Consider the following 19,227-nt stretch of genomic DNA (forward strand, 5'->3'; position numbering starts at 1 on the left):
AGGGGCGGGCTTCTGCCGTTCGTGGGCCCGGCGCGGAACAGGCCGGGCGCCGGCAGGTTGTCCGGCCTGATGCGGGCGCAGGGCTCCGCGACGGGGCGGCGATGCGCGCGGTGATCTTCGACATCGACGGGACGCTGCTCGACAGCGTCGACCTGCATGCCCGCGCCTGGGTGGAGGCCTTCGCGCATTTCGGCGTGGAAACCGGCTTCGCCGAAGTCCGCCGGCAGATCGGCAAGGGCGGCGACGAGCTGATGCCGGTCTTCCTGTCGGAGGAGCGGATCGCGCGGGAGGGCGAGACCATCGAGGCCTACCGCTCCGACCTGTTCAAACGGCGCTACCTGTCCGAGGTCCGGCCGTTCCCGGGTGTCCGGCCGCTGTTCGAGCACATCCGCTCCGCCGGGCTGAAGATCGCGCTCGCCTCGTCGGGCAAGCGCTCCGAGGTCGAGCACTACACCGAGATCCTGGAGATCGGCGACCTCGTCGACGTCGCCACGAGCTCGGACGACGCGGACCGGTCCAAGCCGCACCCCGACATCTTCGAGGCCGCCCTGGCGAAGCTCGACGGCGTCCCGCCCGACGCGATCATCGTCGTCGGCGACACCCCCTACGACGCCGAAGCCGCCGCGAAGGCGGGCCTGCGCACCGTCGGCCTCCTCTGCGGCGGCTTTCCGGAGGCGGACCTGAGGGCGGCCGGCTGCGCGGCGATCTACCGGGACCCCGAGGATCTGCTCGACCGATTCGCGGAGTCGCCGCTGGCGGGCGGCTGAGCGCCGGCCCGGCAAGCGGATTCCGCGGCGGGTCCGGCGTCGTCCACACATTCCCGCCACGCTGTTGCAGCGCGGTGACGCGGAGCGATGCCGGCTACGTATTCACGCGAAAAGGACTGGTGCCCGTCGATCGAAAGGCGTAGCGACCCGCCCGCCAATCTGGACTCCTTCGAAGGACGAGCGCCTCGCATGCCCCAGACTCACCAGGCCGGCCCGGCACCGCGCTTCGTACCGGCCGCCAAGTCGCTGCCGGAGCAGATCGCCGACGCGGTCGAGAGCCGGTCGACCCCGCTCAGCCAGCTGCTCCGCCTGATGGCCGCCCTCGATGCCGAAGGCGGGCACGAGGCCCTGCGGCTGCGGCTCCGCGCCCGGATCGGCGCGCCGCTCGACGCCTGACCCCCGCGTCGCGGGTCAATGCCGCCGGTGCCGATGGCGCCGGCCACCCCGCTTCGCCGCCGGTGCGGCCGCCTTCGCGACGCGGTCCATGCAGGCGAAGTAGATCCGGCGCCCGATCTCCTCGAGTTCGAGACCCTGCGGGTTGGGCGCCGAGAACACCTTCGCGCGGGCCTCGTTGCGGCAGGCCGCGTCCTCCGGGCTCCGGATCGGCGGCTCCGCGCGGGCGGCCCCGCCGGCCAGGGCCGAGACGATCCAGGTCGCTGCCACGATCGATACGCGCGTGCTTGCCAGGGTACTCGGCATACTGACGTTCGGACCTCACTCGCTCGAGACACAGATAGAGCGTCTCGATCACCCGTGAAGCTTGGTCAGAGTGCGGGCTCCGGCAATAATCGACAGCCTTCGCGTTAGGGCACGATCCAGCGGCACGGCCCCCCGCCGGCGACGGTCAGGCACTCGTAGGGCGCCCCGCCGATCAGGGCCCGCTGCTCCACGGTGCCGATCGCGCTGCGCGGGATCCGCCGACAGCCGGACTCCGTGGGGGTGGGGCCACCGCTGCCCGAGGACGCGTCGATCCGCCGGGCGGCGATCAACGTCTCGCAAGCCATCACCGAGTCCGCCCCCTGCGCGCGGGCCGTCCAGGGCGCGACGGCGCCGGACAGGGCGGCGAGGACGAGGACCGCGGGAAGAACCTGTCGGGATCGGGAAAGCATCGCGGCCTCGGCTGCCCGCGCCGGACGGGCCCGTCGCGGTTCGGCCGCCCTCAACGCGTTGCCGCGCGCGTTGGTTGCCGCGTGCGGACACGCCCCCCCGAACGCGACGACGCCCGCCTTGCGGGCGGGCGTCGTGGGCGTCCGAAGCTCGGGTAAGCCGACGGCCTGCGCTCAGCGCTTGGTCTTGACCTTCGCCTTGCGGGCCGCGTAGCGCGCGTCGCGCTGGGCCTTCTTGGCGGCCAGGTCGGCCGACTTGCGCTCCTGCGCGGCGGCCAGCTCGGCGGCCTCGCGGGCGATCTGGGCGGCGAGTTCCGCCTCCTCCCGCTGACGCTTCTCCTCGGCGGCCTTCCGCTCGGCGGCGATCCGGGCGGCCTCGCGCTCGCGGGAGCGCTCCTCGCGGGCCTTGGCGACCTCCGCGCGGGCCTTCGCCTTGGCGATCACCTCGGGGTCGTCGGATGGGGGGCGCGCCTTGAACTTGGCCAGCAGGGCGGCCTTCGCGTTCTGCGAGTTCTGGCGACGGTCGTCGAAATTCCTGTAGTCGAATGCGCTCATCTGACCTTTCTCAGTTGGGTACGTCTCGCGTGTCGCGGGGACATCCGGCGGGGCCGGGCACGTACGGAGTCTGCAGGTTCCGACGCCATCCCCGCGCCCCGGAACCGCACCGATCCACCGGCTGTACCGATGGTCCGACCCGAGCGTTCGGCCTGCGTCTGAACGCTCGGGTCGGACCATTGTTCGAAGATCGCAGAGCCCTTAATCAGAGCTTCACGCGAGATGCAATCGGCGAGACCTGCGCAGGCGGCCGGTCCAGCGACAATCCCGGCCCACTCTGTAAGAGTTTCGAGCCGCGGTGCGGAAATACCTCAGGCCGGCAGCCGGCAGAGGCTTCGGTGCTCGACAGGTGGGCGCGCATCCATCCCCTGGACTTGCCTGCCAGTCCTAGATGGGTCGCGCGCCGGGCGAAGACAAGATTCGTGTTCGCCCGGCGCCCATCGCGCAGCTGTCCACTGGACGGACCTATACTTCCATCACAAAGCAGACCTGCAAAATCGACAGCGTAATCGTTGCCGGACCTTCGATCCCGCGAGGGGTCGCGATTCCGCTCCGGCGCGCGGCCATGCCCAGAAACGGCTCCTCCGTCGCCGCCTAATTCTTGTGCACGCGGATCGGAGCGCATCGAATCCATCGCCAGCACGTCCCTGCCTGCCTATGATCTAGGCACGCAGGCGCGCCGGTTCGCGGCACTGCGCGCGGGCTCGCGGCACAGGGCCTGCTTGCCGCGATCGATCGCGTCCCGCGCGATCGGCCTGAGGAGTTCCATGTCCGAGACCCGCCCCCCGTACGATCCCGAGAGCTACGCCGCGACCGCGGCGGCCCTCCTCGGCCTCACCATCGACCCCGCGTGGATCGCCCCGGTGACCGCGAATCTGCGCGTCCTGGCCGCGGCGGCCGAGCTGGTGGAGGCCTTCCCGCTCGCCGACGAGATCGACGCGGCCCCGAGGTTCGAAGCGTGAGCGCGAGCGATCCCTCGACGGCAACGGCGATCGCCGCAGCGATCGCCGATGGCCGGACCACCGCGCGGCAGGCCGTCACGGCGGCGCTCGACCGGATCGGGCGCCTCGACGACAAGGTCGGCGCCTTCACCGACGTGCTGTCCGCCCGCGCCCTGGCCCGGGCCGACGCGCAGGACGCGGCGCGCCGCGAGGGTGCGTCGCCGGGCCCGCTGGCCGGCGTGCCGTTCGCGGTGAAGAACCTGATCGACATCGACGGCCTGCCGACCCGCGCCGGATCGAAGATCAACCGGGAGCGGCCGCCGGCGGAGCGGGACGGCGCCCTGGTCCGGCGCCTGGAGGCCGCGGGGGCGATCCTCGTCGGCGCCCTCAACATGGGCGAGTACGCCTACGACTTCACCGGCGAGAACATCCACGACGGCGACGCCCACAATCCGCACGCCCTGGATCACATGACCGGCGGCTCGTCGGGCGGCTCGGGCGCGGCCATCGCGGCCGGGATGGTGCCGCTCACGCTGGGCTCGGACACGAACGGCTCGATCCGCGTCCCCGCCGCGTTCTGCGGCTGCTATGGCCTCAAGCCGACCTACGGCCGGCTGACCCGCGCGGGGAGCTTCCCCTTCGTGGGCAGCCTCGACCATCTCGGCCCGATGGCCCGGAGCGTGACCGATCTCGCGCTCGCCTACGACGCCATGCAGGGCCCCGATCCGGACGATCCGGTGGCGACGCTCCGCCCGGCGGAGCCGGTCCTGCCGCGGCTCGAGGCGGGGATCGACGGCCTGCGCGTCGCGGTGGCCGGCGGCCATTTCGCCCGCAACGGCGATCCGGAAGCCTTCGCGGCGGTGGCGCGCGCCGCCGAGGCGCTCGGCGCGCGACGCACCGTCGAGCTGCCGGAGGCCCACCGCGCCCGCGCGGCCGCCTACCTGATCACCGCCGCGGAGGGCGCCACGCTCCACCTCGACCGTCTCCGCACCCGGCCGCAGGATTTCGACCCGGCGGTGCGCGACCGGCTGATCGCCGGGGCGATGATCCCAGCGCCCCACGTGGAGCGGGCGCAGCGGTTCCGCCGCTGGTACCGGGCGCGGGTGCTGGAGCTGTTCGAGACCGTCGACGTGATCCTGGCCCCGGCCACGCCCTGCCGCGCGCCGAGGGGCGGCCAGACCCACTTCGTCCTCGACGGCGTGACGCTGCCGGTGCGCGCCAATATCGGGGTGTTCACGCAGCCGATCTCCTTCATCGGCCTCCCGGTCGTGGCGGCGCCGGTTCGGCTGGACGCCGGATTGCCGCTGGGGGTCCAGATCATCGCCGCCCCCTGGCGCGAGGATCTCGTCCTGCGCGCGGCGCGCCATCTCGAACGGACCGGCGTCAGCGCGGCGCCCATCGCGGAGCTTGACCGATGATCATCGACGATCCCGCCGTGAAGGCCGAGGTCGAGGCCGCGTTCCGGGCCTACGAGACGGCGCTCACCACCAACGACGTCCCGACCCTGGAGGCGCTGTTCCGGGACGATCCGCTGACCATCCGCTACGGGATCGGCGAGAACCTCTACGGCATGGACGCGATCCGCGCCTTCCGCCGGGCCCGCTCCCCGGTGGGCCTGGAGCGGACCCTGGCGCGGACGCAGATCACCACCTACGGGCGCGACTTCGCCACCGCGATGACGCTGTTCACGCGCGCCAGCGCGCCGGAGAAGATCGGTCGCCAGAGCCAGACCTGGGCGCGCTTTCCGGAGGGCTGGCGGGTGGTCGCAGCCCACGTGAGCCTGATCGACGCGGACTAGCCGCGGAGCGGCCCGCGCCCCGGCGGGGGCGTGTGGCCGCGGGCTTGCATACGGTCGAGCGTATTCCGCGCCGTCTGGCGCGGACCAACGCGAGTACCCGACCCAAGATGCTGTCCCGTCTGAGAAAACTCGGCGCCCGTGCCGCGCTGGCCGGTGCCCTGGCGCTCTCCGCGAGCACCGCTGCCCTCGCGCAGGGGACGCTGCGGATCGGCATGACCGCCTCCGACATCCCGCTGACCACCGGCCAGACCGACAACGGCGGCGAGGGCATGCGGTTCATGGGCTACACGGTCTATGACGGCCTCATCAACTGGGACCTGTCGAGCGCCGAGCTGGCCTCCGACCTCGTGCCGGGGCTCGCCACCAGCTGGGGCGTCGACGCCACCGACAAGACCAAGTGGACCTTCAAGCTCCGGCCGGGCGTGAAATTCCACGACGGCTCGGACTTCACCGCCGACGCGGTGGTCTGGAACCTCGACAAGCTCCTGAAGGCCGACGCGCCGCAGTACGACCCGCGCCAGTCCGCGCAGGGCAAGACCCGCATCCCGGCTGTCGCGAGCTACCGGGTGGTCGACCCGCTGACCGTCGAGATCACCACCAAGGCCCCCGACGCGACGCTGCCCTACCAGATCGCCTGGATCATGATGTCGTCGCCGGCCCAGTGGGAGAAGCTCGGCAAGTCCTGGGACGCCTTCGCCAAGCAGCCCTCGGGCACCGGCCCGTGGAAGCTGACCCTGTTCGCCCCGCGCGAGCGGGCCGAGATGGTCCCCTTCAAGGAGTACTGGGACAAGGACCGCGTGCCGAAGCTCGACAAGCTCGTGCTGATCCCGCTGCCGGAGGCCAACGCCCGGACCGCCGCCCTCCGCTCCGGACAGGTGGACTGGATCGAGGCGCCGGCGCCTGACGCCGTGGCCTCGCTCAAGAGCGCCGGCTTTACCATCGTCACCAACGCCTACCCGCACAACTGGACGTGGCACCTGTCGCGGGTCGAGGGCTCGCCCTGGAACGACATCCGCGTCCGCAAGGCCGCGAACCTCGCCATCGACCGCGAGGGTCTGAAGGAGCTGCTCGGCGGCCTCGCGATCCCCGCCAAGGGCTTCATGCCGCCCGGTCACCAGTGGTTCGGCCACCCGACCTTCGACATCAAGTACGACCCGGAGGCCGCCAAGAAGCTGCTGGCCGAGGCGGGCTACAGCCCGGCCAAGCCCCTGAAGCTCAAGGTCGCGATCTCGGCCTCGGGCTCGGGCCAGATGCAGCCGCTGCCGATGAACGAGTTCGTCCAGCAGAACCTCGCCGACGTGGGCATCCAGGTCGATTACGAGGTCGTGGAGTGGAACACGCTGATCAACATCTGGCGGGCCGGGGCCAAGGCCGACATCTCCCGCGGCGTCTCGGCGATCAACTACTCGTACTTCATCCAGGACCCCTTCACCGGCTTCATCCGGCACCTGCAGTGCAACTTCGCCCCACCGAACGGCACGAACTGGGGCTATTACTGCGATCCGGCGATGGACAAGCTGTTCGATCAGGTCCGCAACACCTTCGACAAGGCCGAGCAGACGAAGGTCCTGGAGAAGGTCCACGAGAAGTACGTCGACGACGCGCTGTTCATTATGATCACGCACGACGTCAATCCGCGCGCGATGAGCCCCAAGGTGAAGGGCTTCGTCCAGGCGCAGAACTGGTTCCAGGACTTCTCGAAGATTACGATGGCGACCGCGGGGCGGTAGCGTAACGGGGCGCCTCTCTCCTCCCCCTTGTGGGGAGGAGCCGGAGGTGGGGATGGTGCAGGATAGGGCGTTGCGGTGCCTCCTGAACCACCCCCACCCCTGACCCCTCCCCACAAGGGGGAGGGGAATAGTCTCGGCTGAGTAGACAACAGGCCCTTGAATGCTGCTCTACATCCTCAAACGTCTGGTCTACGTGACGCCCGTGGCGTTCGGGGTCAGCGTCGTCTGCTTCCTCCTCGTCCACCTCGCGCCGGGCGATCCCCTGAGCGCGGTCCTGCCCGCCGACGCCACCCAGGCCACCATCGACGAGATGCGGTCGGCCTACGGCTTCGATAAGCCCCTGCCGGTCCAGTACCTGATCTGGCTCTGGCACGTGCTGCACGGCGATCTCGGCACCTCGATCGCCACCGGCCGCCCGGTGCTCGGCGAGGTCAGCCGCGCCGTGGTGAACTCCCTGATCCTCGCCTCGGTGGCGACCGTGATCGGCTTCACCTTCGGCACCCTGTTCGGCTTCGTGGCGGGCTATCACCGCAACTCCCTGGCCGACCGGGCCGCCTCGGCCGTGTCGGTCTTCGGCGTGAGCGTGCCGCATTACTGGCTCGGCATGGTCCTGGTGATCGTGTTCTCGGCCAATCTCGGCTGGCTGCCGCCCACCGGGGCCGGGCCCGACGGCTCCGGCAACTGGCGGCCCGACTTCGAGCACCTGCGCTACCTGATCCTGCCGGCCATCACGATGTCGGTGATCCCGATGGGCATCATCGCCCGCACGGTCCGGGCGCTGGTGGCCGACATCCTGTCCCAGGACTTCGTCGAGGCCCTGCGCGCCAAGGGCATGGACGAGCGCGGCGTGTTCCGCCACGTCGTGCGCAACGCCGCCCCGACCGCGCTCGCCATCATGGGCCTGCAGCTCGGCTACCTGCTCGGCGGCTCGATCCTGGTCGAGACCGTGTTCGCGTGGCCGGGCACCGGCTTCCTTCTCAACGCCGCGATCTTCCAGCGCGACCTGCCCCTGCTCCAGGGCTCGATCCTCGTGCTGGCGATGTTCTTCGTGCTCCTCAACCTGCTGGTGGACGTGATGCAGACCGCCCTCGACCCGCGCATCGAGCGCGCTTGAGCCGGAGCCCGACGATGACCGTTCCCGTCACCGCGGCCTCCGTGGCCCTCGACGGCGGCGTCCTCGCCGCCGAGGACGTGACCCACGGGCCCGAGGCCGCCTTCGCCCCGTCGCGGGGCTTCTGGGGCCATGTCGGCCACCGGCTCGTGCGCGACCCCGTCGCCATGGGCGCGGGCGCCGTGATCCTGATCGTCGTGCTGATCGCGATCCTCTCGCCCTGGATCACCCCGATGGACCCCTACAAGGGCTCCATGCTGCGCCGCCTCAGGCACGTCGGCGACGCCACCTACTGGCTCGGATCCGACGAGCTCGGCCGCGACATGATCAGCCGGCTGATGCTGGGCTCGCGGCTGTCGCTGTTCATCGGCGTCACGCCGGTGCTGATCGCCTTCGTGATCGGCTCCGCGATCGGGATCCTCGCCGGCTACGTCGGCGGCTGGACCAACACGATCCTGATGCGCACCATCGACGTGTTCTTCGCCTTCCCATCGGTGCTGCTGGCGATCGCGCTGTCCGGGGCACTCGGCGCCGGCATCTTCAACTCGATCGTGTCGCTGACCTGCGTGTTCGTGCCCCAGATCGCCCGCGTCGCCGAGAGCGTCACCACGGGCATCCGCAAGCGCGACTACATCGACGCCGCCAAGCTGTCGGGCGCCTCGGCCCTGACGATCATGCGCGTGCAGGTGCTCGGCAACGTCGTCGGGCCGATCTTCGTCTACGCGACCAGCCTGATCTCGGTCTCGATGATCCTGGCCTCCGGCCTCTCGTTCCTCGGCCTCGGCGTGCGCCCGCCCGAGCCCGAATGGGGCCTGATGCTCAACACCCTGCGCACCGCGATCTACGTCAATCCGGTCGTGGCCGCCCTCCCGGGCGTCTGCATCTTCATCGTCTCGATCGCCTTCAACCTGTTCTCGGACGGGCTCCGGTCCGCCATGGAGATTCGCCAGTGAGCGTCATCCCGGACGCCCCCGACCCGTTCGCCCGCGATCGCGGCGGACCCGGCCAGCCGCTCCTGTCGGTCTCCGGCCTCGTCAAGCACTTCCCGGTCCGCAAGGCCGGAGGCAAGAAGCAGGTCGTCCGCGCCGTCGACGGCGTCGACTTCGATGTCCTGAAGGGCGAGACGCTCGGCATCGTCGGCGAATCCGGCTGCGGGAAGTCGACGACCGCCAAGCTGCTCATGGGCCTGATCGAGCGCGATTCCGGCACCATGCTGTACGACGGCCAGCCGGTCGGCGAGCGCGCCATGCCCTGGCGGTCCTACCGCCGCCAAGCCCAGATGGTGTTCCAGGACAGCTACGCGTCCCTCAACCCGCGCATGACCGTCGAGCAGTCGATCGCCTTCGGCCCGAAGGTCAACGGCGTGCCCGCCCGCGAGGCGGTGGAGCGCGCCCGCGGGCTGCTCGCCCGGGTCGGGCTGGAGCCGAAGCGCTTCGCCGGCCGCTACCCGCACGAGATCTCCGGCGGCCAGCGCCAGCGGGTGAACATCGCCCGCTCGCTCGCTCTGGAGCCGCGGCTGGTGCTCCTCGACGAGGCGGTCTCGGCGCTGGACAAGTCGGTGGAGGCGCAGGTCCTGAACCTGCTCCTCGACCTCAAGGCCGAGTTCGGCCTGACCTACATCTTCATCAGCCACGACCTGAACGTCGTGCGCTTCATCTCCGACCGGGTGATGGTGATGTATCTCGGCCGGGTCTCCGAGATCGGCCCGTCCGACACGGTGCTCGACGCGCCGGCGCACCCCTACACCGAGGCGCTGCTCGCCTCGATGCCGTCGCTCGATCCCGACAACCGCACCCAGGCGGCGCTGCTCGCGGGCGACCCGCCGAACCCGATCGACCCGCCGTCGGGCTGTCGCTTCCACCCGCGCTGCGCCCTGGCGGAGGACGTCTGCGGCCGGACGGAGCCTCCGCTCGACACGATCCGGCCGCTGCACCGCGTCGCCTGCCTCGCCCGCCAGGCGGGTTCCGGCCATTCCGCGGCGCCCGCGGGCGCGCTGGCAGCATGAGCACCCCGATGTCCGGTTCAGAACCCGCGGTCGCCCTCGAGAACCTGCGCGTCGCCTTCGGCAAGGTGCAGGTCGTCGACGGCGTCGACCTGAGCCTGGAGCGCGGTCAGGCGCTGGCGCTCATCGGCGAATCCGGCTCCGGCAAGAGCGTGACCCTGCGGGCGATCCTGCGGCTGTTCCCGGAGGGGCGCAGCCGGATCGAGGGCGGCATCCGGGCCGCCGGCAAGGACGTGCAGGCGCTGACCCGGCGCCAGCTCGCCGATTTCCGCGGCGGCGACGTCTCGATGATCTTCCAGGAGCCGCTGCTCGCCTTCGACCCGGTCTACACGGTCGGCCGGCAGATCACCGAGGCGATCCTGCGCCACGAGACGATCTCCAAGGACGCGGCGCGGAAGCGGGCGCTCGCCCTGTTCGAGCGGGTGCGGATCCCGAGCCCGGAGCGGCGGCTCGACAACTACCCGCACGAGATGTCGGGCGGCATGCGCCAGCGGGCCATGATCGCGCTGGCGCTGGCCTGCCGGCCGCAGGTCCTGCTCGCCGACGAGCCGACCACGGCGCTCGACGCCACGGTGCAGATCCAGGTCCTGCTGCTGCTCCGCGAGCTGCAGCGCGACCTCGGCCTGTCGATCGTGATCGTCACCCACGATCTCGGCGCGGCGGTCGAGGTCGCAGACCGGATCGCCGTGATGTACGCGGGCAAGATCGTCGAGACCGGCACGGCGCATCAGGTGGTGCTGAACCCGCACCATCCCTACACGATCGGCCTGCTGCGCAGCCGGGCCGAGGGGGCGCTCGCCAAGGGCTCCCGGCTCCAGACCATCCCCGGCAGCCCGCCCGACCTCGCCAACCGCCCGCCGGGCTGCCCGTTCGCGCCGCGCTGCTTCCTGGCCGAGGAAAGCTGCCGCCGGGAGATGCCGCCGGTCGTCGAGATCGCCCCCGGCCACCGCGTCGCCTGCTGGCGGACCGAGGAGGCCTCGGCGGCCTACCGGGCCGGCCCGACCCCGGTGCGCGCCGCCGAGCCGGTCCCGGCCTGACCTCGACGCACCCGCGCCGAGGCTTTATCCGGCTCGGCGCGGTCCCGCGGCGGCGGACCGCGTCCGAACCGGCCGCGCGGGCGTCACGATGAGCCAAGTCCAATCCGGGCCAGTCCTATCCGGGCCAGTCCCGTCCGAGATCCTGCTCGTCCCCCGGGGCGAGGCCGGGCACTTCCTGCCGGCGGCCCTCGGCTGGCTGGGCAAGCGGGTCACCGTCACCGCCCAACCCGGCCCGGCGAACCACGTCCTCTGCCTGCCGGTCCTCGATTTCGTGCGCCTCGGCTTCCCGGAGGCGAACGGGCGCCTCGACCTCCTCGAACCGGGGGACGCCGAGAACCTGCGCGCCGGGCGCGCCGCGCTGCTCCTCGACCTCTCGAACGAGGGGCCGGGCCTGCACGCGCCGACCTTCGAGGCTCTGCACCGGAACCTCGAAGACCGCGGGATCCCGCGCGAGCGGGTGATCCTGGTCACGCAGAACCGGCTGCTGCGGCTCGACTACGAGCGCCTCTACGGCGAGGGCCTGCGGTTCTGGACCTTCGAGTTCTTCCCGCTCCAGGTCGCCCTCTGGCTGGACGACGCCGAGGGTCCGCGGCTCTTCCCCCAGCACCCCCTCGACCGCACCGGCTACGCGCCCTTCGCCCGCGCCGCCGGCCCGGCCCGGTTCCTCTGCCAGAACGCGGCCCTGCGCTGGCACCGGGTGCTGCTCTACCGCTGGTTCCAGCTCAGCGGGCTGGACCGCGACGGGCTGATCTCCTTCCACGGCATCGGCGAGGACAACCCGAAGGCGGGCGGCATCGACGTCTTCCACGCCCCGCCGGAGATCGAGGCGCCCTTCGGGCCGCTGCTCGCCGATGTCGGCAGCTGGATCCCGCGCCAGGCGCGGCGGATCGATGCCGATCAGGGCACCGACATGGTCATGACCCTCGACACCCAGACCTACGCGGCGTGCGACCTGACCGTCATCTCGGAGACCGACTTCTTCGAGCCGGGCGTCGAGCGGATCACCGAGAAGGCGATCAAGGCAGCGGCGACGGGCCTGCCCTTCGTGACGGTGGGCGCGCCGCGCGCCGTCGCGCGGCTGTCCGAGCTGGGCTTCGAGACCTTCGGCGGCCTGATCGACCACCACTACGACCTCGTGTCCGACCCGGCCGAGCGGCTGCCGCTCGTGTTCCGGTCGATCGAGCGCGCCTGGGCCGCGTGCCGGGACGACCGGGCGCGCTGGCACCGCCTCGCCCGCGAGCAGGCCGAGGCCAACGTGGCCCACGCGCGGCGCGGATTGCTGCCGCAGTACGAGCGGGTGATGGTCGCGCCGCTGATCGAGCGGCTGAACCGGTTCATGGAGACGGGCGCGATCCTCCACTGAACGCCACCCGCAGAACCTCCGCCATGCGCCGCACCGCCGGCTCGATCGCCCGCTCGGGCACGGCGGCGTAGCCGAGGAGCAGGCCCGGCTCCGCCGGACCGGCGTGGTAGGCCGAGAGCGCGACCGCCGAGATTCCCGCGCGGCCGAGCGCCGCCGCGGCGGCCACGTCGGTGAGGGCCGGGCGCCAAGCCGGCCCCGGCCGGGCGATCACGTGCATCCCACCCTCCATCGCGGCGATCGCCGCGACGTCCCCGGCGTGGCGGCGCGCGGCCTCCATCAGCGCCTCCTGGCGCAGGGCGTAGAGGCGGCGCGTCCGGCGCAGATGGCCGGCGAGGTGGCCGTCCTCGATGAAGCGCGCCAGCGCCCACTGGCCGATCCCGGGCGGGGCGGGACCGGTCTCGGCCAGCGCCTGATTGACCGGCGCGACGAGGCCGCGGGGCAGCACGAGGTAGCTCAAGCCGAGGGCGGGCAGCAGCAGCTTCGAGAAGCTGCCGACGTAGATCACGCGGCCGCCGCGATCGAGGGCGCGCAGCGGCGCGAGCGGGCGTCCGGCGTAGCGGTAGGCGCCGTCGTAATCGTCCTCCACGATCCAACCCGAGACCGCCTCGGCCCAGGCCAGCAGGTCGAGGCGGTTCTCCAGGCTCATGGCGTGCCCGAGGGGGTAATGGTGGGCCGGCGTCACCACCGCGAGCCGCGCGCCGGGCGCCCCCGCGGCGGCCAGGGCCACCGACAGGCCCCCGGGACCGACCGGGACGGGGATGGGGTTCAGGCCGGCGCCGGCGAGGGCCTGCGCGATGCCCGGGAAGCCGGGCTCCTCCACCAGGGCGGTCTCGCCGGGATCGAGGAGCAGCTCGGCGAGCAGGCGCAGGCTCTGTCGGATACCCGCGGTGACGATGACGTCGTCGGCCTCGCAGGCGACGCCGCGCGCCTGCGCCAGGTAGGCGGCGATGGCGCCGCGCAGGGCCGGCGAGCCGCGCGGGTCCGGCCGCTCGGTCGGGCCGTGGCGCCACTCGGCCTGGAGCAGGCGACCCCAGACCTCGAAGGGGAAAGCGTCCTGCGCCGGCCGGCCCAGCGCGAAGGCGTCGGGCACGCCCGGACCCGCCATGTAGCGCCGGCTCGAAGCGGACACGAGGCGGGTGCCCCGACGGGACAGGGTCGGGGCCGGCTCGTCCCCCGGGCGTCGGAGCGGGCCGGGCGCGGGCAGCGCGTCGTCCGGCAGGGTCGCGGCGACGCGCGTCGCGGAGCCCGGCCGCGCCGTCAGGTAGCCCTCCGCGGTCAGCTGCTCCAGCGCCAGGACGACGGTCCCGCGCGCGCAGCCGAGGTCGGCGGCCAGGACCCGCGAGGCCGGGAGCCGGGCCCCGCGCGGCAGCCGGCGCTCGAGGATCGCCGCGCGCAGGCCCTCCCGGAGCTGCGCGTGCAGCGGCGCCGCGGCCGCGGTGTCGAGGGTGAGCGTCAGGGGCAGGGGAGCCCGAGCCATGCGGCAAACTGGTCCAGTCGCGGTGCGAGAATTGGATCTTTCGCCTGGACCGCCGAACGGTCAAGCCCGGATCCGCAAGATCGCCGCAGGACAGGCCCATGTACCAGCCGCCCCATTTCCGGGACGATTCACGCGCCGCGCAGCACGCGCTGATCCGCGCCAACCCCCTCGGCCTGCTGGTGACCGCCGGCGCGGGTGGCCTGACCGCCAACCCGATCCCGTTCCTCCTGGACGACGACGGTCCCCACGGGGTGCTGCGGGCGCATCTCGCCCGCGCCAACCCGCAGGGTCAGGATCTCGCCGCGGCGGAGGAGTGCCTGATCGTGTTCCAGGGGCCGCAGGGCTACGTCACGCCGAGCTGGTACGCGAGCAAGCGCGAGCACGGCCGGGTGGTCCCGACCTGGAACTACGCCACCGTCCATGCCTGGGGCCGGCCGCGGATGATCGAGGATACGGACTGGCTCGGGCGCCAGATCGCCGACCTCACCGCGCTGCGCGAGGCGTCCCGGGCCGAGCCGTGGGCGGTCGCGGACGCGCCGGCGCCGTTCGTCGCCGCGCAGGTTCGGGGCATCATCGGCATCGAGATTCCGATCACGCGGATCGAGGGGAAGTGGAAGATGAGCCAGAACAGGCCGGAGGCCGACCGGCACGGGGTCATCGCGGGGCTGCGCGCCGAGGGCGAGGCGGGTCTCGCCGGGCTGGTCGCCGAGCGGAGCGGGCTGTGAGCGCGCGCCTCAACGGCTTCGGCCAGCCCGTCGGCCCGGCGCTGCCGGACTGGAGCCCGCGCCCGCGGCCGCCGCGCACGCCCCTGGAGGGCCGCTTCTGCCGGCTCGTGCCGCTCGACGCCGCGGCGCACGCGGACGCACTCTACGCCACCTACAGGGCCGCCCCCGACACGCGCGGTTGGACCTATCTCGGCGACGAGATGCCGGAGAGCGCGGAGACCTACCAGGCGCGCCTCGCGCGGCAGCAGACGAGCGAGGACCCGTTGTTCCACGCGATCCTGGATCCCGAGAGCGGCGACGCCCTCGGGATCGCCTCGTATCTCCGGATCGATCCCGCCAACGGCGTGATCGAGGTCGGCCACCTCCACTTCGGCCCCCGGCTGCAGCGGGCGCCCGCCGCCACGGAGGCCATGGCGCTGATGATGGCCCGAGCCTTCGACGAACTCGGCTACCGGCGCTACGAGTGGAAATGCGACAGCCTCAACGCCCCGTCCCGGGCGGCGGCGCTGCGGCTCGGCTTCACCTTCGAGGGCATCTTCCGCAACGCCGTGGTGGTGAAGGGCCGCTCCCGCGACACGGCGTGGTTCTCCATCACCGATACCGAGTGGCCGCGGGTCCGCGCCGGCTTCGCGGCGTGGCTCGACCCGTCGAACTTCGACGGGGCGGGTCGCCAGCGGCGCGGGCTCGCGGACCTGCGCGCCGCCGCGGGCTGAGCCGGCTCAGGGGCCGCCGGCCAGGAACGCCTCCGCGCTGCGCAGGCTGAGCGCCATGATGGTCAGGGCCGGGTTCGCCGCGAGCGAGCTCGGGAAGGTCGAGCCGTCGCAGATCCACAGGTTGTCGATGTCGAAGCTGCGGCCGTGCGGGTCGACGACGGCGCTCGTCCCGTCGCGGCCCATCCGGCAGGTCCCGAGCGTGTGGGCGACGCGCTCCAGCACCCAGACGTCGTCGGCCCCAGCCTCCTCCCAGAGACCGCGCATGACCTTGGTGGCGTGCGCGTTGAGGCGGTTCTCGTTGGTGCTGTAGCCGAAGCTGATATGGGCCTTGCGCATCCCGTGCGCGTCGGTCTCGTCGGCGAGGGTCAGCACGTTGGCGTCGCAGGGCAGCGTCTCGCCGTTGATGCCGATGCCGGCGAAGTGGTTGTAGCGGTCGAGGTAGTCGAGCAGCGGCTGCCCCCACAGGCCGCGCCCCCGCGCCGCCGAGTTGCCGAAGGTCAACGGCACCACGCCGAGGCTCTGGATCAGGTAGCCGCCGGCGAAGTCGGCACCGGCGCGGATGAAGTCCTCGGTGATCAGCGAGGACGGATAGCCCCGGTTCATGCGCACCTCGTGGTCGAAGGTGCCCCAGACCTGGGTCGCCACGTGGCCCATATAGTTGCGCCCGATCTGGCCGCTGGAATTGGCCAGGCCGAGATGGAGCAGCAGGCGCGGCGTCTCGACCGCCCCGGCGCAGAGGAAGACGGCGCCGCAGCGCTGCCGCCGCTCCGCGCCGTCCTGCCGGTAGACCACGCCGGTGATCCGGCCGTCGGCGCCCCGCTCCAGGCCGTGGACGAAGGCCTCGGCCCGGATCTCGGCACCGTGGGCGACCGCGTAGGGCAGGTAGGTCACGTCCATGCTGGCCTTGGCGCCCGTGCGGCAGCCCTGGTGGCAGTAGCCGCAATTGATGCAGGCGTTGCGGCGGGGCCCGTCCTCGGACTGGAAGTCCCGCGAGACCACGGCGGCGGGCGCGTCCGCCCACCGGATGCCGCGGGCCTCGCAGGCCCGCGCCATGATCTGCGCCGGCCCGTTCCGCGGGACCGGGGGCAGGGGATAACGGCGGCCGGCATCCCACGGATAGCTCTGCGCGCCGGAGACGCCGAGGAAGCGCTCGACCCGCTCGTAGAACGGGAGCAGGTCCTCGTAGGACAGTGGCCAGTCGACCCCTTCGCCGCTCTCCGTGTGCAGTCGGAGGTCGCGGGCGTCGGCCCGTGGCACGAAGGCGCCCCAGTGCAGCGTCGAGCCGCCGACGCCGGTCCCGCTGTTGTTCGCGCCGAAGGCCTCCGGGGTCGAGCCGCCGCTCAGCCGCTCCTCGGTCCAGTAGATCTCGTCGGCCAGCGTCTCGTCGAAGGCGAAGCGCTCCGGAGTGAAGTTCGGTCCGGCCTCCAGGGCCACGACCTTCAGCCCCGCCGCGGCGAGGCGCGCGAGGAGCGGCGCGCCGCCGGCACCAGTCCCCACCACGACCGCGTCGACGGCCTCGTCCGCGCGGTAGGTCCGCATCCCCGCGAGGTTCATCGTCCCGCCTCCGGCCGCAGCGCCAGCGGCTCCCAGGGTTCCGGCGCGTCGAGTCCGACGGCGTGGAAGCCCGGCAGGCCGTCCGCGATCTCGCCCGGTCGGTCGCCGCCGGCACCGATGCCCGAGAAGCCGATCCGCGCCAGGGCCGCCGGGTGGCCGAGCCAGAGGCGGACCGCGTCGGCGCGGAGATCCTCGAACCAGAACCGCATCCGGTCGGCGTCGAGGCGGCCGCCGAGGCTCTCCGGAACCTTCAGCGCGGCGCGCGCGCACAGGGTGAGCAGCCCGTCCTGCTCGGCCGCGTCGAGGGTCACGAACGGGCGGTTGCGGGCGATGCGGGCGGCGGCGTCGAGCGTCCGAAGGGCGGCGCGGTAGGCCTCCGCGTCCGGCGGCAGGGCCGAGAAGCGCCAGCCGTCCCCGTCGCCGAGGGAAAGCCGCCGATCGAGGCGGGCGACCAGATCGAGATGCGGCACCGGCACGACGCGGGCGAGGGCGGCCCGCAGGATCGCGAGTTCCACCGGGTCGAGGGCCGCCGGCCGATATGCGGGATCGCCCGGCGCGGCGCGCTCCGCGAGCGCCTCACGGAGGCGGCTGTTCACGCGCTCGGAGGCGATCAGCGCCGCGTAGTCCGGCGGTACCGCCGGGCCGGCCTCGACGGGCGGCCGGGGCCGGTCACCGAGATGGGCGCGCAGGTGGTCGGCCAGGGCCTCGGGCCGCTCCAGCGGCAGGAGGTGGCCGACGCCGTCCACGGTGACGAGACGATGGTGCGCGAGGTGGGGCGCCGTGAGGGCCCGCTGCGCGTCAGGCCCGAGGTCGGCATCCTCGGACCCCGCGAGGACCAGCGCCGGGGTGCGCAGGACGCCGACCCGGCGGCACCAATCCTCGTTGGCGCCCTCCTCGAGCCAGGCTTTCCAGGCGGCCGGCTCGGCCCGCAGGACGTCGGCCACCGCCCGCGCCTCGGTCTCGGGATCCAGGCCGTCGCCCACGTTGGCGCGCACGAAGGCCTCGGCCTCGCGGCGCCGGGTCTCGGGATCCGCGTCGATCCAAGCGAGCATGTCGGCGCGCCGGTCCTCCGGGATCGGCTCCGGGCTCGGCGGCGAACCGGAGACCAGGACGAGGTCGGTGAGCCCTGCCAGCCCCGCCTCGCCATCCTCGGCCCGGCGCGCGAGCGCCAGCGCCACCTTGGCCCCCATGCTGTGGCCGGCAATCGCGTAGCGCGCCGGAGCCCGCGCGCGGATGGCCTCGGCCACGTGATCGGCCATAGCGGCGACGGAGTAGCCCGGCGTGCCGGCAGCATCGCCGAAGCCCGGCAAGTCTACGGGCACGCAAGTCAACGGCGTCCCGTCGAGGGCGCGCGCGAGACGCTCCCAGCTTCGGGCACTTCCGCCCAGAAAGTGCAGGCAGAACAGGACTTCGGGCTCGGACATCGGCGAGACATCGCGCGGCGCCGGAATGCTTCAAGCGTACGCGACGCCGCATGGCCGAAGTCTTGTCTCGGACTCATTGGCCGAGTCGTGGCCGCGTGCGATCAGGAGCATCGGAGGAGGCGGCGATGGCGGATCTCGAACAGGCCTGGCGCGTGGAGGAGGCCTGCCTCAACGCCTGGCCGAGCCCGCGCGAGCTCCTGGTCGACGGCTACCTGCTGCGCGCCGCCGGCGGCCGCTCGAAGCGGCAGAATTCCGTGAACCCCATGCGCGGGAGCGGCGCGCCCGGACCGGCCATCGCGGCGGCGCGCGCGATCTACGGCCGCCTGGGGCAGCGCCCGATCTTCCGCGTGCCGGCCATCGCCCCGCAGATGGAGCCGCCCCTCGCCGGCGGCGATTACGATGTGGTCGACGAAACCTGCACGCTGATCCGCGGTCTCGACGACCTGCCGATTGCGCCCGATCCGGCCGTGGCGGTCGCCGCGGCGCCCGGGCCGGACTGGCTGGCCCTGCGCGACGCGGTGAATCGGGCGGATGGAGCGGCCGCGCGGGTGTTCCGCGACACCGTCGCCGCCCTGGCCCTGCCGCGGGCCTTCGCGGCGGCAGCGGCCGAGGGGGGCATCGGCGCCATCGCCTTCGGGGTGCTCGACCGGGAGCTGATGGTCATCGAGGCGGTGGCGACGCCCGAACCCCTGCGCGGCCGCGGCCATGCCCGGCGCGCGGTCGGCGCGCTGCTGCGCTGGGGCCGCGGGGAGGGCGCCCGGGCCGCCTGCCTGCAGGTCGTGGCCGCGAACACGCCGGCGCGGGCGCTCTACAGCGCCCTCGGATTCGAGCGCGAACTGTACCGCTATCACTACCGGGTCGGACCGGAGCCTGGCTGAGACGCGGGGGGTCGCGGGCCGGCCCTTACATCCGGCCGCGGCGACC

At 72.7% G+C, this 19,227-nt stretch carries 20 protein-coding genes; 14 read left to right on the top strand and 6 right to left on the bottom strand.

Annotated features, from left to right (window positions below; all coding sequences use genetic code 11):
• Positions 1-101 precede the first annotated feature (101 nt).
• Together C4T42_RS14995 and C4T42_RS15000 are read left to right on the top strand one after the other, a co-directional pair.
• Positions 102-767: an HAD family hydrolase gene (locus C4T42_RS14995; protein ID WP_103985329.1), complete on the top strand. Its 666-nt coding sequence runs from the start codon at positions 102-104 to the stop codon at positions 765-767.
• A 189-nt stretch (positions 768-956) separates the two neighbouring features.
• Positions 957-1,163 carry a hypothetical protein gene (locus C4T42_RS15000; RefSeq protein WP_103985330.1) on the top strand — a complete coding sequence of 69 codons (207 nt, stop codon included), beginning with the start codon at positions 957-959 and terminating at the stop codon, positions 1,161-1,163.
• Positions 1,164-1,178: 15 nt separating this feature from the next.
• Here the strand turns inward: C4T42_RS15000 and C4T42_RS15005 are convergent, their stop codons facing one another.
• From C4T42_RS15005 to C4T42_RS15015, 3 genes are all read right to left on the bottom strand, one after another.
• A complete protein-coding gene (locus C4T42_RS15005; protein WP_020093457.1) occupies positions 1,179-1,466 on the bottom strand; it encodes a hypothetical protein in 288 nt (95 codons plus the stop codon).
• Between the two features lie 104 nt (positions 1,467-1,570).
• Complete coding sequence (locus tag C4T42_RS15010; RefSeq protein WP_103985331.1) at positions 1,571-1,876, bottom strand: hypothetical protein; 306 nt, start codon at positions 1,874-1,876, stop codon at positions 1,571-1,573.
• A 171-nt stretch (positions 1,877-2,047) separates the two neighbouring features.
• Positions 2,048-2,428: a DUF6481 family protein gene (locus C4T42_RS15015; protein ID WP_020093455.1), complete on the bottom strand. Its 381-nt coding sequence runs from the start codon at positions 2,426-2,428 to the stop codon at positions 2,048-2,050.
• A 767-nt stretch (positions 2,429-3,195) separates the two neighbouring features.
• On the opposite strand from C4T42_RS15015, the gene C4T42_RS15020 reads away from it, so the two are divergent.
• From C4T42_RS15020 to C4T42_RS31495, 9 genes are all read left to right on the top strand, one after another.
• Positions 3,196-3,390 carry an AtzG-like protein gene (locus tag C4T42_RS15020; RefSeq protein ID WP_103985332.1) on the top strand — a complete coding sequence of 65 codons (195 nt, stop codon included), beginning with the start codon at positions 3,196-3,198 and terminating at the stop codon, positions 3,388-3,390.
• Entirely contained in the window at positions 3,387-4,787 is a 1,401-nt protein-coding gene (locus tag C4T42_RS15025; RefSeq protein ID WP_103985333.1) for an AtzE family amidohydrolase, read from the top strand. Before C4T42_RS15020 ends, C4T42_RS15025 begins: the two co-directional genes overlap by 4 nt.
• Positions 4,784-5,167 (top strand): oxalurate catabolism protein HpxZ, encoded by a 384-nt coding sequence (gene hpxZ, locus C4T42_RS15030; protein ID WP_056522594.1) that lies wholly within the window; start codon positions 4,784-4,786, stop codon positions 5,165-5,167. Before C4T42_RS15025 ends, hpxZ begins: the two co-directional genes overlap by 4 nt.
• Positions 5,168-5,274: 107 nt before the next feature.
• Positions 5,275-6,897: an ABC transporter substrate-binding protein gene (locus C4T42_RS15035; protein WP_103985334.1), complete on the top strand. Its 1,623-nt coding sequence runs from the start codon at positions 5,275-5,277 to the stop codon at positions 6,895-6,897.
• Positions 6,898-7,057: 160 nt separating this feature from the next.
• Positions 7,058-8,011: an ABC transporter permease gene (locus C4T42_RS15045; RefSeq protein WP_020093450.1), complete on the top strand. Its 954-nt coding sequence runs from the start codon at positions 7,058-7,060 to the stop codon at positions 8,009-8,011.
• Positions 8,012-8,025: 14 nt separating this feature from the next.
• A complete protein-coding gene (locus C4T42_RS15050; protein ID WP_020093449.1) occupies positions 8,026-8,961 on the top strand; it encodes an ABC transporter permease in 936 nt (311 codons plus the stop codon).
• Complete coding sequence (locus C4T42_RS15055) at positions 8,958-10,013, top strand: ABC transporter ATP-binding protein (protein ID WP_103985335.1); 1,056 nt, start codon at positions 8,958-8,960, stop codon at positions 10,011-10,013. Before C4T42_RS15050 ends, C4T42_RS15055 begins: the two co-directional genes overlap by 4 nt.
• Before the next feature lie 8 nt (positions 10,014-10,021).
• A complete protein-coding gene (locus tag C4T42_RS15060) occupies positions 10,022-11,047 on the top strand; it encodes an ABC transporter ATP-binding protein (RefSeq protein ID WP_091679999.1) in 1,026 nt (341 codons plus the stop codon).
• An 88-nt stretch (positions 11,048-11,135) separates the two neighbouring features.
• The gene (locus tag C4T42_RS31495; RefSeq protein ID WP_146074002.1) at positions 11,136-12,410 is read left to right on the top strand and encodes a hypothetical protein; all 1,275 of its coding nucleotides are present in this window, start codon (positions 11,136-11,138) and stop codon (positions 12,408-12,410) included.
• On the opposite strand, the gene C4T42_RS15070 is transcribed toward C4T42_RS31495, so the two are convergent.
• A complete protein-coding gene (locus C4T42_RS15070) occupies positions 12,382-13,887 on the bottom strand; it encodes a PLP-dependent aminotransferase family protein (RefSeq protein WP_103985336.1) in 1,506 nt (501 codons plus the stop codon). The two genes, C4T42_RS31495 and C4T42_RS15070, sit on opposite strands and share 29 nt — an antisense overlap.
• A 98-nt stretch (positions 13,888-13,985) precedes the next feature.
• Here C4T42_RS15070 and C4T42_RS15075 point away from each other — a divergent pair, with 98 nt between their 5' ends.
• Positions 13,986-14,612 carry an FMN-binding negative transcriptional regulator gene (locus C4T42_RS15075; RefSeq protein WP_103985337.1) on the top strand — a complete coding sequence of 209 codons (627 nt, stop codon included), beginning with the start codon at positions 13,986-13,988 and terminating at the stop codon, positions 14,610-14,612.
• The gene (locus tag C4T42_RS15080) at positions 14,609-15,325 is read left to right on the top strand and encodes a GNAT family protein (RefSeq protein ID WP_103985338.1); all 717 of its coding nucleotides are present in this window, start codon (positions 14,609-14,611) and stop codon (positions 15,323-15,325) included. The genes C4T42_RS15075 and C4T42_RS15080 overlap by 4 nt, the downstream gene beginning before the upstream one ends.
• 6 nt (positions 15,326-15,331) lie before the next feature.
• On the opposite strand, the gene C4T42_RS15085 is transcribed toward C4T42_RS15080, so the two are convergent.
• Positions 15,332-16,879 carry a GMC family oxidoreductase gene (locus C4T42_RS15085; RefSeq protein WP_103985339.1) on the bottom strand — a complete coding sequence of 516 codons (1,548 nt, stop codon included), beginning with the start codon at positions 16,877-16,879 and terminating at the stop codon, positions 15,332-15,334.
• Positions 16,876-18,303: an alpha/beta hydrolase gene (locus C4T42_RS15090; protein WP_103985340.1), complete on the bottom strand. Its 1,428-nt coding sequence runs from the start codon at positions 18,301-18,303 to the stop codon at positions 16,876-16,878. Before C4T42_RS15090 ends, C4T42_RS15085 begins: the two co-directional genes overlap by 4 nt.
• 125 nt (positions 18,304-18,428) lie before the next feature.
• On the opposite strand from C4T42_RS15090, the gene C4T42_RS15095 reads away from it, so the two are divergent.
• Positions 18,429-19,181 carry a GNAT family N-acetyltransferase gene (locus tag C4T42_RS15095; protein WP_103985341.1) on the top strand — a complete coding sequence of 251 codons (753 nt, stop codon included), beginning with the start codon at positions 18,429-18,431 and terminating at the stop codon, positions 19,179-19,181.
• The last annotated feature ends 46 nt before the right edge of the window (positions 19,182-19,227 follow it).

Origin of the sequence: Methylobacterium sp. 190mf (genome assembly GCF_900107945.1) — a bacterium.
In the GTDB taxonomy this organism is placed as follows: domain Bacteria; phylum Pseudomonadota; class Alphaproteobacteria; order Rhizobiales; family Beijerinckiaceae; genus Methylobacterium.